Origin of the sequence: Flavimobilis marinus, assembly GCF_900113055.1 — a bacterium.
Classification (GTDB): Bacteria; Actinomycetota; Actinomycetes; order Actinomycetales; family Cellulomonadaceae; genus Flavimobilis; species Flavimobilis marinus.
Genome location: NZ_FONZ01000001.1, coordinates 86,533 through 100,355 on the forward strand (window position 1 = coordinate 86,533; position 13,823 = coordinate 100,355).

Here is a 13,823-nt window from a genome sequence, read left to right on the forward strand (position 1 = left end):
CGTGCGCGCGCTGACCTGGCAGGGTCGCGAGGACGTCCGCGTCGAGACGGTCCCCGACCCGCAGCTCCGCGAGGCCACCGACGCGATCATCAAGGTCACGTCCACCGCGATCTGCGGCTCTGACCTGCACCTGTACACGGTCCTGGGCGCGTTCATCGACCCGGGCGACATCCTCGGTCACGAGCCCATGGGCATCGTCGAGGAGGTCGGCCCGGAGGTCACGCACATCAAGCCGGGCGACCGCGTCGTCGTGCCCTTCAACGTGTCCTGCGGCCGCTGTTGGATGTGCTCCCGCGGGCTCCAGTCCCAGTGCGAGGTCACCCAGGTCCACGAGCACGACAAGGGTGCCTCGCTGCTCGGCTACACGAAGCTCTACGGGCAGGTCGCCGGCGGGCAGGCCGAGTATCTCCGCGTCCCGCAGGCGCACTACGGACCGATCGTCGTGCCCGACGACGGAGCGCCCGACGAGAAGTACCTGTACCTCTCCGACGTCGTCCCCACGGCGTGGCAGGCCGTCCAGTACGCCGACATACCCGCTGATGGCACCGTCGTCGTCCTCGGCCTCGGCCCGATCGGCCAGATGTCCGCCCGGATCGCCCGTCACCAGGGCGCCCGCGTGATCGCCGTCGACCTCGTGCCCGAGCGCCTCGCCATGGCGGCCAGGCACGGCATCGAGACCCTCGACATGAGCGCGACCGACGACCTCGTCGCTGCGGTGCGCGAGATGACCGAGGGGCGGGGCCCCGACTCGGTGATCGACGCCGTCGGCATGGAAGCGCACGGCTCACCTGCGCTCAAGGGCATCCAGATGGGCGCGACCTTCCTCCCCGATGCCATCGCCCGTCCCATGATCAAGAAGATGGGCATCGACCGGCTCGCGGCGCTGCACGCGGCCATCGCGCTCGTCCGCCGCGGTGGGACGATCTCGCTCTCCGGCGTCTACGGTGGCATGGTCGACCCCATGCCGATGATGGAGCTGTTCGACAAGCAGGTCACCATGCGGATGGGGCAGGCCAACGTCCGGCGCTGGGTCGACGACATCATGCCGCTCGTCCAGGACTCCTCCGACCCGCTCGGCGTCCTCGACCTCCGGACCCACCGCGTCGCCCTCGAGGACGCACCCACGTACTACGAGAAGTTCCAGAAGAAGACGGACGGCGCCATCAAGGTGGTGCTCGACCCCGCGATGACCGCAGGCTCCGCACCCCTCCTGGGCAGCGGGGGGCAGGCGTGAGGGTCGCGGTCGTCGGCGGCTCGGGGAACGTCGGCACGGCGCTGATGCGCGCGCTGCTCGTCGCCCCGGAAGTCACGTCCGTGCTCGGCATCTCGCGGCGCGTCCCGACTGGCGAGCCCTACGCGAGCGCCGACTGGGCGTCGTTCGACATCAGTCGACCGGCGGCCAGCGATGCTGACGAGCAGGGTCTGATCGAGGAGCTGGCGCAGCACCTCGAGGGGGTCGACGCCGTCGTCCACCTGGCCTGGCTCATCCAGCCCAACCGTGATCGCGACCTCCTACGACGGACGAACGTGGACGGCACGGACCGCGTCGTGCGGGCGAGCGCGCTCGCGGGTGTGCGCCAGATCGTGGTCGCGAGCTCGGTGGGTGCGTACTCACCGGTGCACGACGACGCCCCGCGCCGCGAGGACCACGCCACCGGCGGCGTGCCGACCTCGCACTACAGCGTCGACAAGGCTGCGCAGGAGCGCGTCCTCGACCTGTTCGAGGCAGAGCACCCGGAGATCCGGGTCGCTCGCATGCGGCCCGGGCTGATCTTCCAGTCGGATGCCGGCGCGGAGATCCACCGCTACTTCCTCGGGCCGCTCGTCCCGAGGGCGCTGCTCAAGCCGGGTCTGCTCCCCGTCATGCCCTGGCCGCGCGGCTTCCGTCTGCAGGCGGTGCACGCCGACGACATGGCGCAGGCCTACCTCCTTGCCGTGCTCAAGCGAGCGTCCGGGGCGTTCAACATCGCCGCCGACGACGTGCTGTGGGGCGAGGACGTCGCGAAGGTCGCTGCTGGCGGAGGGCCGCTGGTGCAGATGCCGCCCGGTCTCGTCCGGACGCTGCTGGCGCTCGCCTACTCCGCTCACCTGGTTCCCGTCGACCCCGGTTGGCTCGACATGGGGGCAGGGGCGCCGCTGATGGACACCTCGCGCGCCAAGGAAGTCCTCGGGTGGCGGCCCACGCACACCGCGGCCGGGTCGATGGCGTCACTGATGGCCGGTATCGCGGGGGGCAAGGGCACCGCGAGCGCGCCCATGCGTCCCGCCTGAGGCGCTTCGCCCAGCCCGGCGGCGCGGGACTGGCACTCGAGAGTCGAGAGTGCTAAAACAGTGCTGTAGCCGCCGTGCTGGGGCCACCCGGCACGGGCTCGGCGCCCGGGAGGGCCGGGCGCCACGTCATGGTGGAGGTGAGGCAGCATGGCTACCGCAGCAACATGGGACCCGTTCCACGAGATGGATCGGCTGGTCGGCTCGATGCTCGGAGCCCAGCGTGAGAGCGCAGGGATGCCGATGGACCTGTTCCGCACGGGCGATCACTACGTCCTCAACGTCGACCTGCCCGGGGTGGACCCCGGCACGATCGACGTCTCCGTCGAGGACCGCACGCTGACGATCCGCGCGGAGCGTTCTGCACGCACGGAGTCGGACGCCCAGTGGCTCCTCCGGGAGCGGCCGAGCGGCACCTACGCCCGTCAGCTGACGGTGGGCCGCGGGCTCGCGCTGGACAAGATCGCCGCGACCTACCGCGACGGCGTGCTCGCGCTCACCATCCCGGTGGCGGAGGAGGCGAAGCCGCGCCGGATCGAGGTCGCGCACGAGGCCGAGTCGCCGCGGATCGAGCAGGCCGCGACGAGCTGAGATGCCACGCGTGCCGAGGGCCCCGTCGCTGCTGCGACGGGGCCCTCGGTCTTAGTGCGTCCAGATGCGGATCAGTAGCGCCAGGCCCACGTGAGGTTCGGCTTCTGGTACTTGGTGCCGTAGGACTTCCACATGCCCTTGGCGTTCTTGAGTCGCTTGCCGGAGCAGCTCTTGGTGTAGACCATCTGGCTCTTGTCCCGGGTCTTCGCGTACGCCATGCAGTCGGCCTGCTGCTCGTGCGGCTCGGCGGCACCCTTGCGGAAGATCTTGTCGGTGCGGGCCTCGGACTTCTCGTAGGTCGTGATCCCCTTGACGATCGGCCGGGCCTGGACGATGTGTGCGCACTCGTGGATCGCGATGTGCTTCAGGGAGGCGCCCGTCAGGCCGCTGCGCAGCTCGATGGTCTGCTTCCAGCTGGCCTTCGAGCCCGTGAACGACCAGCGCGTCCAGGCCATGCCGGCCGCCCACTCGCCAGCGCGGACGTTCGGGGTGTCGACGAAGATCGGGGTGTCGGGGCACCAGCGCTTCATGTGCGCGCGAGCCTTGGCGATGTAGCGCTTGTGCTTGGCGTAGTCCGACTGGAAGACGCGAACCTTCTTGCTCACGATCCGCTTGTTCGCGCTCGACTTCGACATCACCACGCGGTACTTGAAGCTGCCGGCCTTCTTGGGGACGCGGATCTTGACGGTCTTCGCACCCACGGCACGCGGGGCGCGCGTCTTGGTCACCGTGCGCCACTTGCCCTTGGAGTAGCGCTGCAACGAGAGGCGCTGTCCCTTGCCGTTCGTCACGCGGACCTTGACGTAGGTCCTCTTGTGCGTGGAGGCCAGCTTCTCGTAGCTGGTGAGCTTCATCGAGGAACGAGCTCGCGCCGTCGCGAGCGGAGCGGCCTGGACGTCCGACGCCGCGGTCGTGAGGCTCGCCGGGGCCGCCTTGGCGGGAGCGACCAGAGCCCGCGAGGGGACGGTCGGGGCGGCGCTGGCCGGTGCGGCCAGGGGCAGCGCGAGCGCTGCGCAGACGAGCGCGACGAGAGTCGCGCGCCGACGTCGGGTGGTAATCATGATGCTCCTTGCGCCCACTGGCGCGGTCCTGTGATGCGCCCGGCGCGCGTCCCCTGTGCGCGATCCTAGGCGTCACCCACCATTTGTGCACAGGATGCCCAGAACGGATAGTTGACGATTCAACTAGTGGTGCGGCATGCTGGTCGTGGGGCCACGAGGCGCCACGAGAGAAGGAGCACCATGAGTCGGGACATGATCGCTGCCGGAGACGCCCGTACCGGGCAGGCGCCCTCGGCAGCAACCGAGGCGATCGCGCCGCAGACGACGATGGACGCCGTGACGCTCTACGTCCGTGACATCGACGCCATGGTGCGCTTCTACACGCAGGTCATCGCACTCGACGTGCTGAGCAGGGACGCGCAGGACGGTCGCCCGGCGCTCGTCGTGCTCGGCCGTGGTGCGACGCCGCTGGTGGCACTCCGCGAGGCCCGCGACCTGCCGCCTCGGCAGCCGCGCAGCGCAGGGCTCTTCCACACGGCCCTGCTGTTCGAGGACCGCGCCGCACTCGCGCGCGTCGTCGCCCGCGTCGCGGCCTACGCGCCTGAGCTCTACACGGGCTCCGCCGACCACCTCGTGTCCGAGGCCTTCTACCTCGACGACCCCGAGGGCAACGGCATCGAGCTCTACGTCGACCGGCCGCGCGACCAGTGGACGTGGCGCGACGGGCGGGTGCAGATGGACAGCCTCGCCCTCGACCCCAACGCCTTCCTGACCGCCCATCTGGACGATCCCGAGCAGGCGAGCGCCGCACCGGCGACGGTCGGGCACGTCCACCTGCAGGTCGGCGACATCGCGCAGGCCCGGTCCTTCTATGCCGGCACGCTCGGGTTCGACGTCACCGCCGACCTCGGCTCAGCGCTCTTCGTGTCCGCTGGCGGCTACCACCACCACCTCGCCATGAACACGTGGCGTTCGATGGGTGCCGGCCCGCGCCCGGTGCAGCTCGGCCTCGGCGAGGTCTCGATCGTGGTGCCTGCCCGCGACGACGTCGTCGCGCTCACGGATCGCCTCGCCCACCGAGGTGTCCCGACGGCCGACGACGGCGCGACCCTCACCTTCGCGGACCCGTGGCGCAACGAGATCCGGGTCGCCGTCGCGTGACGGCAGCGTGCCGTGCCCTCGCGCGGACGGAGGGCACGGCACCGCGCGGGTCAGGCGCCGGGCGGTGAGAGGTCCGGGGCCTTGCCCACGAACTTCTTGGCCCCGCGCGCGGCGAGGATCCGGCTGAGCGCGGCGGTCGCGCCACCGACCGCTGCGAAAGCGACGACCGCGGCGACCGACGAGTCGTTGTTCACGGGGTCCTTGGGTGCCTCGTGGCCCGTGACCTTCTTCCACAGGGCGGTCAGGATCCGCTGCGCCAGCCACGCGGACGCGGCAGAGGTCACGAGGAGGGCGATCTTCATCGCCTTGGTGTCGTCGTTGTCGTCAGCCATGGTCAGGCGCTCCTTCGTCGGGGTCTGCCGCCCACGCTAGCGGCCGGTCCCGACGGACGCACGTCGCGGTGTAGGCTCCGCGTGAACGACAGGGGAGCGCCGCTGAACGGGGCGCTGAGAGTGCGGACCATCCGCAGACCCTCGAACCTGATCCGGCTCGTACCGGTGTAGGGAGTCGGGCATCTCGCCCACGGTGCGCCCGCGCGCCTGGGAACCCCTCCTGATCCTGAGGAGGACGCAGTGCATGCATGGAACCGGCGGCGCACGCTCGCCGTCACGCTCGGCCTGACCGGAGCGCTCGCGCTCACCGCCTGCGGCGCGGACGGTCCGGCGTCGTCGCCCACCGCGACGGGCTCCGCCCCGGCGGACCCCGTGGTCGTCACGCTCGTCTCGCACGACTCGTTCTCGCTCTCTGAGGCCGACACGGCCGCGCTCGCCGAGCAGGGGATCGAGGTCGAGCACGTCAAGATCGGCGACGGCGGCACGCTCGTCAACCAGCTCGTGCTCACCAAGGACGCGCCGCTCGGGGATGTCGTCTACGGCATCGACAACACGTTTGCCTCGAGGGCCGTCGACGCGGGCGTCTTCGAGCCGTACACCTCGCCGTCCCTGCCCGAGGGCGCCCAGGGCGCCCTGATCGGTGACGCTCTGACACCTGTCGACCAGGGCGACGTGTGCATCAACGTGGACGACGCTTGGTTCGCGGAGCAGGGCCTCGAGGCGCCGACGACGCTCGACCAGCTCGCCGACGAGGACTACCGCGATCTCCTGGTCGTCACGAACCCGGCCACCTCGACCCCCGGCCTCGGCTTCCTGCTCGCGACGATCGGCGCGTACGGCGAGGACGGCTACCTCGCGTACTGGCAGAGCCTCGTGGACAACGGTCTCAAGGTGGTCGACAGCTGGGAGGACGCCTACTACACCGACTTCACGCAGGGCGAGGGCACCCGTCCGCTCGTGCTGTCCTACGGCTCATCCCCGGCCTACACCCTGGCCGACGACGGCTCGTCGACCACGAGCGCCATGCTCGGCACGTGCTTCCGCCAGGTCGAGTACGCCGGCATCCTCCAGGGGCAGGACGCCGGCGAGGCTGCGCAGCTCGTCATCGAGCACCTGCTGAGCGACGAGTTCCAGCGCGCGCTCCCGGAGAACGTCTACATGTACCCGGTGGCCGACGTGCCGCTGCCGGAGCCGTTCGAGCAGCACGCCGCGCTCGCACCGGACCCCATCACGCTCGACCCGGCGACCATCACAGCCAACCGTGACGACTGGATCCAGGCGTGGTCGGACGCGGTCCTCGGCTGAGACTGTGACCTCGCGAGCAGCCCGGTGGGGCACGGTGGCCGCAGCCGCCGTGCCCCTGGGCTTCCTCGCGCTCTTCTTCGTGTGGCCGGTGGCGTCGCTGGTCGTGCGCGGGTTCGTGCCCGACGGCGCCCACGCGTGGAATCCCGCCGCCTGGGACTTCAGCGGGTTCAGCGAGGTTCTCGCCCGGTCGCGCACGTGGCGGATCGTCGGCCTGACGATCGCGCAGGCGACGGTCGGAACGCTGCTGTCCGTGCTGCTGGGACTGCCGGGCGCGTACGTGCTCTACCGGTGTCGCTTCCCGCTGCGCGGACTGGTCCGCGGCCTGGTGACTGTTCCCTTCGTGCTGCCCACGGTCGTCGTCGGGGTCGCCTTCCGGTCGCTGCTCGCGGAGGGTGGGCCGCTCGGCGGCCTCGGCCTCGACGGCACGTTCGCCGCGATCGTCGCGGCGCTCGTGTTCTTCAACTACGCCGTCGTCGTGCGCACGGTCGGGGGCTTCTGGGCGCAGCTCGACCCCCGAGCCGAGGAGGCCGCCGCTGCCCTCGGCGCCTCGCCGTGGCGAGTGCTGCGAACCGTGACCCTGCCAGCACTCGCCCCCGCGATCGCCTCGGCCGCATCGCTCGTGTTCCTCTTCTGCGCGACGGCTTTCGGCACCGTGCTGATCCTCGGCGGCAACCGGTTCGGCACCATCGAGACGGAGATCTACCTGCGCACCACGCAGTTCCTCGACCTGCGCTCCGCCGCCGTGCTGTCCGTGCTGCAGCTGGTCCTCGTGGCCGTGGTCCTGTGGGTGTCCAGCCGCGCCCGCACCTCGCGGGAACGCGCGCTGGCGCTGGCTGCACCGCGACGCGGCGAGCGGACCGTGCGGCTCACCCGGCCGGCGGACCTCGCCGCCACGGTGGTGACAGGGCTCGTGGTCGTCGGGCTCCTGGGATGGCCGATGGCCCATCTCCTGGTGCGGTCCCTGCAGACCGCCGGCGGCGCCTGGACCTGGCAGAACTACGTCAACCTCGGGGCGCCGGGGCCACGGTCCGGCCTCACCGTGACCGTGTGGGAAGCTGCCGCGACGTCGCTGCGCACCGCCCTCGTCGCCGCCGCGCTCGCGGTCCTCGTCGGCGGGATGATCGCGTTCGTCGTCTCCCGTCGGCCGCGCTCGGGCTCTGGCCGACACGCGCTGCGCGTGCTCGACGCCGTGTTCATGCTCCCCCTCGGCGTCTCGGCCGTCACCGTGGGCTTCGGCTTCCTCATCACCATGGACCGCCCGCTGGGGCTCGACCTCGACCTCCGCACCTCGGGGCTGCTCGTCCCCGTGGCCCAGGCGGTGGTCGCGATACCGATCGTCGTCCGCACGGTGCTGCCGGTGCTGCGCGCCGTCGACCCGCGCATGCGTGAGGCCGCAGCCGCGCTGGGCGGCTCCCCGTGGCGGGTGCTCCGCACGGTCGACGGGCCGTTGATGGCCCGCGCGCTGGGTCTGGCCGTCGGGTTCGCGTTCGCCGTGTCGCTCGGGGAGTTCGGCGCGACGTCGTTCCTGGCTCGGCCCGACACCGCGACGCTTCCCGTCGTGGTGTTCCGGCTGATCGGCCGGCCCGGCGCGGAGAACTACGGCACCGCGCTCGCGGCCGCCGTCGTGCTCGCCGTGCTGACCGCGTCGGTCATGCTGATGGCGGAACGACTACGAGGGGATCGACATGGCGACGTCTGAGGAGACGCCCGACGACGCTCGGACGGGTGGGCTCGAGGTGCGCGACCTTGTCGTGCGCTACGAGCCGGCCCGGCGCGGCGACGATGCCGTCGTCGCCGTCGACGGCGTGAGCCTCGAGGTCCGCCCCGGCGAGGTGGTGGCGCTGCTCGGCCCGTCCGGCTGCGGGAAGTCGAGCCTCTTGCGAGCGGTCGCAGGGCTCGAGCCCGTCGCTGCCGGGGACGTGCGCTGGGCGGGCCGGTCGATCGTCCGCCTCCCCGTGCACCGGCGCGGGTTCGGGCTCATGTTCCAGGACGGACAGCTGTTCCCCCACCGTGACGTCGCCCGCAACGTGGCCTACGGCCTCGAGGGGCGCATGCCCCGGGCCGAGCGAGCCGCGCGCGTCACCGAGCTGCTCGACGTCGTCGGGCTCCACGGGTACGCGACGCGTCCGGTGGCGACTCTCAGCGGCGGGGAGCAGCAGCGTGTCGCGCTCGCCCGCGCCCTGGCACCCCGCCCCGCGCTGCTGCTCCTCGACGAGCCGCTCTCCGCGCTCGACCGCGGCCTGCGGGAACGGCTGGCGGTCGACCTGCGCGAGGTCCTCGCCACGACCGGGACGACGGCGCTCTTCGTCACCCATGATCACGACGAGGCCTTCACCGTGGCGGACCGGGTCGGCGTCATGGGTTCGGGTCGGCTGCTGCAGGTCGGTACGCCTGACGACCTGTGGCACCACCCGGCAACGCCGGAGGTGGCCCGGTTCCTCGGCTATGAGGCTTTCCTCGGCGGGCACGGCAGCACGGTCGTGGCGCTGGCGCCGGGCGCGTTCCGGCTTGCTGACCTCCAGCAGGGCGCGGCCGACTCGGACGACCATCGTGCCGCCGTGGTCCGGGGCGCCTCGTTCCGCAAGGGGCACACGGAGGTCAGCCTCGAGGTCGAGGGTGTCGGTGTCGTCACCGCGTTCGTCCCCTGGGACCGCGTCCCGGACCCGGGGACCGCGGTGCGCGTGGCACTCGACCCGCGCCAGACCGCTCAGATCCACGGGCCCAGATAGTGATCTGAGCCACTCTCTTGGTGTATCGGTGCAGCGTACAGACGTTTTCGGTCATTGCGGAGGAAAACGGGCGCCGAATCCCTTGATCGCTTCCGCAGTGACGCCGATAGGACAGTCAGCCCCACTTCCGACTGTTCTGGAGCTTCACTGTGATGTCCCCGCGCCGCGTCCTCGTGGCTGCCCTGACCGTCCTCGGCCTCGTCGCCATTCCCGCGTTGCCCGCCTCGGCCTCACCCGCCGCCGCCTCCGCCTCCCCAGTCGCACAGGCCCCCCTCGCCGCTGCTGGCCCGCTCGCGGCCGCCTCCTCGAGCTGGCCCCGCGTCAAGCAGAAGAAGACCGCCGGCAACGGCGCAGGGTTCGTGCTGAAGGCCAAGAAGACGCGCACCGTCAAGATCAAGCGGCACGCGAGCGTGCCGGCACGCGCCTCCCACCTCCTGGTGAAGATCAAGGTCACCCGGTCCAAGGGGTCGGGCTACGTCAAGGTCTGGGCCAACGGCACGACGAAGGGCGGGCTGAAGAAGGTCCGCTACGGCAAGGGCACCACGGTCAAGACCGTCAAGATCAAGACGAGTGGGACGGGCCGGGTCAAGTTCAAGTCGACCCGTGGCGTTCGTGTGAAGGTCTACACGATCGGGTACGAGCGCACCGCGACGAGGTCGGCGACGCCGTCTCGCGTCGGGGCCGCCTCGATCAACGGCAAGACGACCGGCGTGCCCGCGGGTACCCGGCTCAAGGTGCACAAGGGCGACCTGACGATCACGAAGAACGGCACGGTGATCGACGGTCTGGACATCCGTGGGTTCGTGCGCATCAAGGCGTCTGACGTGACGATCAAGAACTCGGTGATCCGCGGCCGCGCCTACAACAAGGACATGCACCTGGTGCAGGCCTCCACCGGTGGCAAGCGCATCACGATCACCGACACGGAGATGTACTCGGCGAATCCCTCGCCGTACATCAAGGGGATCGTGGGTGCGGACTTCACGCTCAAGCGTGTGAACATCCATGACGTGGTGGACCAGGTCTCGATCATCGGTGACAACGTCACGATCGAGGACTCCTGGCTGCACCGGAACCTCTACTACCTCAAGGACCCGAACTACAACGGGACGCCCACGCACGACGACAACATCCAGATCTCGATCGGCAAGAACCTCCGGTTCGTCAACAACCGGATGGAGTCGACGCACAACGCGGCCGTGATGATCACGCAGGACCGTGGCCACGTGCGTGACGTCACCTTCGCGCGGAACTGGGTCAACGGTGGTGCGTGCTCGGTGAACATCGCCGAGAAGAAGTACGGACCCCTGTCCGGGCTGAAGTTCACCGACAACACGTTCGGCACCAGCACCCGCCTTGCGCGCTGCGCGATCCTCAAGCCGACGTCCACCCCGATGACGCAGTCGGGCAACACGTTCACTGACGGGCACCCGTTCAAGGTCTCTCGCGGCTGAATCTTTCCCCGCACGTCGAGCCGGTCACCCTGTGGTGACCGGCTCGACCTGTCTGTGCCATCTCGTGGTGCTTCCAGCCTCCAGGACCGGCTGGTGACGCCGATAGGACTGGTATGTCCCGCCCCACCGAACGGAGAACGTCCGTGCCCGCCCCCGTACGACTCGTCGCTGCCCTCCTCGGTGCGGTGCTGGCCTTCAGTGCGACCGCCACGTCGGCCGCCTCTGCGTCACCGAGTGCGGGGAGCCCCGCGCTGGTGCGCGCGGCGACCGCAGGCGCGGCGCTTCCTGCCGGCTCGGGGCGCGCTACGTTCGCGTGGGCCCGGGTCGCGGCCGAGCGGTCGTTCGGGGGTCGCGCCGGGACGGTCGTTCCGGCCGGCCGGAACCTGAGCAAGAAGATCGCGCGCCACAGCAAGGTGCCGTCCGCCACGCGCAAGCTGCTCGTCTCCGTGCGGATCACGAAGGCCAAGAAGGCGGGCCGGCTCATCATCTGGAAGAACGGCACGAAGAGCGCCGGCAAGGTGGTCGTGCGCTACGGCAAGGGCACGACGACGGCGACGGTGCGCATCACCGCCAGCAGCAGCCGGCGCGTCAAGATGCGGTCGTCCTCCAAGGTCCGCGTGCGCGTCTCCACCGTCGGCCATCGCCGTGCGGTCCGAGCCACCCCGGCGCCACCGACCCCTGCGCCGGCCCCTGCACCCCAGCCGCCCCAGGTCCCGAGCCCGGCTCCGGTCCCGACGCCTGCTCCGCTCCCGGTGCCGATCCCCACGCCGAGCCCGGCGCCGAGCCCCACGCCGACCTCGACCCCGGCTCCGACCCCGGCGCCGACCCCGACCCCGACGCCGACTCCGACCCCGACGCCGACGCCGACGCCCACCCCGGCGCCTGTTCCTGCTCCGGGGCCGGTGAAGCCGGGTGCGACGACGACGGGTGTGCCTGCGGGCACGAAGCTGCGGGTGCACGAGGGTGACCTGACGATCACGACGCCGGGCACGGTGATCGACGGTCTGGAGATTCGCGGGTTCGTGCGGATCAAGGCCTCGGACGTGACGATCAAGAACTCGGTGATCCGGGGGCGGGTGTTCAACCAGGACATGCACCTGGTGCAGGCTTCGACCGGTGGCAAGCGCATCGTGATCCAGGACACGGAGATGTACTCGGCGAATCCCTCGCCGTACATCAAGGGGATCGTGGGTGCGGACTTCACGCTCAAGCGTGTGAACATCCATGACGTGGTGGACCAGGTCTCGATCATCGGTGACAACGTCACGATCGAGGACTCCTGGCTGCACTCGAACCTGTACTACCTCCAGGACCCGAACTACAACGGGACGCCGACCCACGACGACAACATCCAGATCTCGATCGGCAAGAACCTGCGGTTCGTGAACAACGTCATGGACTCCACGCACAACGCTGCGGTCATGATCACCCAGGACCGTGGGAGCGTGTCGGACCTGACGTTCTCCAAGAACTGGGTTGACGGTGGTGCGTGCTCGGTGAACATCGCCGAGAAGAAGTACGGACCCCTGTCGGGGCTGAAGTTCACCGACAACATCTTCGGCACCAACACCCGCCTCGACCACTGCGCCATCCTGCGGCCGCTCACGACAACCGTGGTGTCGTCCGGGAACGTGTTCACGGACGGTCACCCGTTCCGGCTGTCGCGGGGCTGACGGTCAGTCGCGCAGCTTCTTCTGCCACGCCCCGACGACCCCGGCGGGCCGGAAGCCGAGCGCGACGTTGATGTCGAGCATGTAGGAGTTCTCCTCCGCGTTCCAGGTGTGGATGCGCGCGGTCGCGGGCCGCGCCTCGAGCAGCTGGCGCAGGTTCTCGGTCTTGACGAGCATCCCGAGGCGGTGGCCGCGGTGCTCGCGCATGACGAGGGTGTCCTCCTGGAAGGCGAAACCGTCGCGGTCGCGCGGGTACTGCAGCTGCGTGAAGGCGACGAGCGTCCCGGTGGGGACGTGCTCGGCCGCCGTGAGCACGTAGCCGCGGTTCGCTGCGGCGATCGACTCGTCGACGTAGCGCACGCGGTCGGCGTCCCACGCCGCCTCCTCCATCTCGAGGTCGCCGTGCGGGACGTCCGTGCTCATGCGCTGCTCGAGTGCGGCGAACTGCTCGAGGCGCTCCTCGGGCGTGCGGTCGCGCCACGTCACCAGGCGGTAGTCCGCGCCCGCGCGGTCCTGCGCCGCGGACTGGTGCTCGTCGAGGAGCTCCGTGGCGACCGGCAGCCGCAGCACGCTGTACCGCTCGGCCTGCTCCAGGACATAGGCGCTGGTCCGCAGCGCGGCGACCATCGGGTTGCGGCCGTCGATCCGCCCTGAGCCGGTGGGGGCCTCAAGGGCTGCGGGGTCGCCTGCCGGCAGCTCGCCCGGGGTCTCGCTCCACAGCATCACCGTGGTGCGGCCGCGCTCCCGGGCGACCTGCTCGCCCGCAGCGATGAGCGCCGTGGTCAGAGCGGCGACGTCGCGCGCCGGGTCGACGATCACCTCGAGGTAGGCGAGGTGCGTGTTGTCCTTGAGGGGCAGGACGACGTCGGCGAACGCGACGACGGCTTCGGGCTCGCCCGTGACGCCGTCGGCGACCGCGAGGAACGTCAGCCGGTCGGAGTACTCGCGCCGGTGCATGAGGGCGAGGGCGACCGCGGGTGGCTCGACGAAGTCGTCGTACCCCCACGTGGCCTCCTCGTAGGCGCGCTGGACGCGGAGCATGCCGAGGACGCCCCACATCTGGTCGGTCGCCGCGGTATCCGTGCCCGCGGGCGGCACGACGAGCGGGACGATCGTGGGGGCGACGGACGTCGTCGAGGTCGTGGTCATGCCTCCAGCGTCGTGACCTGAGGAGCGCGGGTCAACGGATTTGTGCGGGGCGTGCGCGCGCGCGGGGCGCATGCCAAGATTGGCCGTCGCCGGACGCTCGCGGAAACAGGCCACGGAGGTACGCGCAACGATGGTGCAACCAGGCACGAGCTGTGCTGCCTGC

Annotated in this window: 12 protein-coding genes and 1 riboswitch; of the genes, 9 read left to right on the forward strand and 3 right to left on the reverse strand. The window is 70.5% G+C overall.

Annotation, left to right across the window (positions count from 1 at the left end; genetic code table 11):
* Position 1 precedes the first annotated feature (1 nt).
* The 3 genes from BMZ30_RS00375 to BMZ30_RS00385 all read left to right on the forward strand — a co-directional run bounded on the left by BMZ30_RS00375 (position 2) and on the right by BMZ30_RS00385 (position 2,859).
* Complete coding sequence (locus tag BMZ30_RS00375) at positions 2 to 1,234, forward strand: zinc-dependent alcohol dehydrogenase (protein WP_093374143.1); 1,233 nt, start codon at positions 2 to 4, stop codon at positions 1,232 to 1,234.
* On the forward strand, positions 1,231 to 2,271 hold the full coding sequence (locus BMZ30_RS00380) for an NAD-dependent epimerase/dehydratase family protein (RefSeq protein WP_093374144.1): 1,041 nt from the start codon (positions 1,231 to 1,233) through the stop codon (positions 2,269 to 2,271). The genes BMZ30_RS00375 and BMZ30_RS00380 overlap by 4 nt, the downstream gene beginning before the upstream one ends.
* A gap of 147 nt (positions 2,272 to 2,418) precedes the next feature.
* Positions 2,419 to 2,859, forward strand: coding sequence for an Hsp20/alpha crystallin family protein (locus BMZ30_RS00385; RefSeq protein ID WP_093374145.1), 441 nt, complete (start codon positions 2,419 to 2,421; stop codon positions 2,857 to 2,859).
* Positions 2,860 to 2,930: 71 nt separating this feature from the next.
* On the opposite strand, the gene BMZ30_RS00390 is transcribed toward BMZ30_RS00385, so the two are convergent.
* Positions 2,931 to 3,920 (reverse strand): hypothetical protein, encoded by a 990-nt coding sequence (locus tag BMZ30_RS00390; protein ID WP_093374146.1) that lies wholly within the window; start codon positions 3,918 to 3,920, stop codon positions 2,931 to 2,933.
* Positions 3,921 to 4,100: 180 nt separating this feature from the next.
* Here BMZ30_RS00390 and BMZ30_RS00395 point away from each other — a divergent pair, with 180 nt between their 5' ends.
* On the forward strand, positions 4,101 to 5,021 hold the full coding sequence (locus BMZ30_RS00395; protein ID WP_229828365.1) for a VOC family protein: 921 nt from the start codon (positions 4,101 to 4,103) through the stop codon (positions 5,019 to 5,021).
* 50 nt (positions 5,022 to 5,071) lie between these two features.
* On the opposite strand, the gene BMZ30_RS00400 is transcribed toward BMZ30_RS00395, so the two are convergent.
* A complete protein-coding gene (locus BMZ30_RS00400) occupies positions 5,072 to 5,353 on the reverse strand; it encodes a DUF4235 domain-containing protein (protein WP_093374147.1) in 282 nt (93 codons plus the stop codon).
* A gap of 80 nt (positions 5,354 to 5,433) precedes the next feature.
* Positions 5,434 to 5,544: riboswitch (TPP riboswitch) on the forward strand.
* A gap of 49 nt (positions 5,545 to 5,593) precedes the next feature.
* On the opposite strand from BMZ30_RS00400, the gene BMZ30_RS00405 reads away from it, so the two are divergent.
* The 5 genes from BMZ30_RS00405 to BMZ30_RS13630 all read left to right on the forward strand — a co-directional run bounded on the left by BMZ30_RS00405 (position 5,594) and on the right by BMZ30_RS13630 (position 12,514).
* Complete coding sequence (locus BMZ30_RS00405) at positions 5,594 to 6,658, forward strand: thiamine ABC transporter substrate-binding protein (RefSeq protein ID WP_093374148.1); 1,065 nt, start codon at positions 5,594 to 5,596, stop codon at positions 6,656 to 6,658.
* Between the two features lie 4 nt (positions 6,659 to 6,662).
* Positions 6,663 to 8,357, forward strand: coding sequence for an ABC transporter permease (locus tag BMZ30_RS00410; protein ID WP_229828364.1), 1,695 nt, complete (start codon positions 6,663 to 6,665; stop codon positions 8,355 to 8,357).
* Positions 8,344 to 9,387 (forward strand): ABC transporter ATP-binding protein, encoded by a 1,044-nt coding sequence (locus tag BMZ30_RS00415; protein ID WP_093374150.1) that lies wholly within the window; start codon positions 8,344 to 8,346, stop codon positions 9,385 to 9,387. The genes BMZ30_RS00410 and BMZ30_RS00415 overlap by 14 nt, the downstream gene beginning before the upstream one ends.
* A gap of 152 nt (positions 9,388 to 9,539) precedes the next feature.
* Positions 9,540 to 10,841 carry a right-handed parallel beta-helix repeat-containing protein gene (locus tag BMZ30_RS00420; RefSeq protein WP_093374151.1) on the forward strand — a complete coding sequence of 434 codons (1,302 nt, stop codon included), beginning with the start codon at positions 9,540 to 9,542 and terminating at the stop codon, positions 10,839 to 10,841.
* Positions 10,842 to 10,984: 143 nt separating this feature from the next.
* On the forward strand, positions 10,985 to 12,514 hold the full coding sequence (locus tag BMZ30_RS13630) for a right-handed parallel beta-helix repeat-containing protein (RefSeq protein ID WP_177191229.1): 1,530 nt from the start codon (positions 10,985 to 10,987) through the stop codon (positions 12,512 to 12,514).
* A gap of 3 nt (positions 12,515 to 12,517) precedes the next feature.
* Here BMZ30_RS13630 and BMZ30_RS00430 read toward each other — a convergent pair whose 3' ends face one another.
* Entirely contained in the window at positions 12,518 to 13,660 is a 1,143-nt protein-coding gene (locus BMZ30_RS00430; RefSeq protein WP_093374152.1) for a hypothetical protein, read from the reverse strand.
* Positions 13,661 to 13,823: the final 163 nt, after the last annotated feature.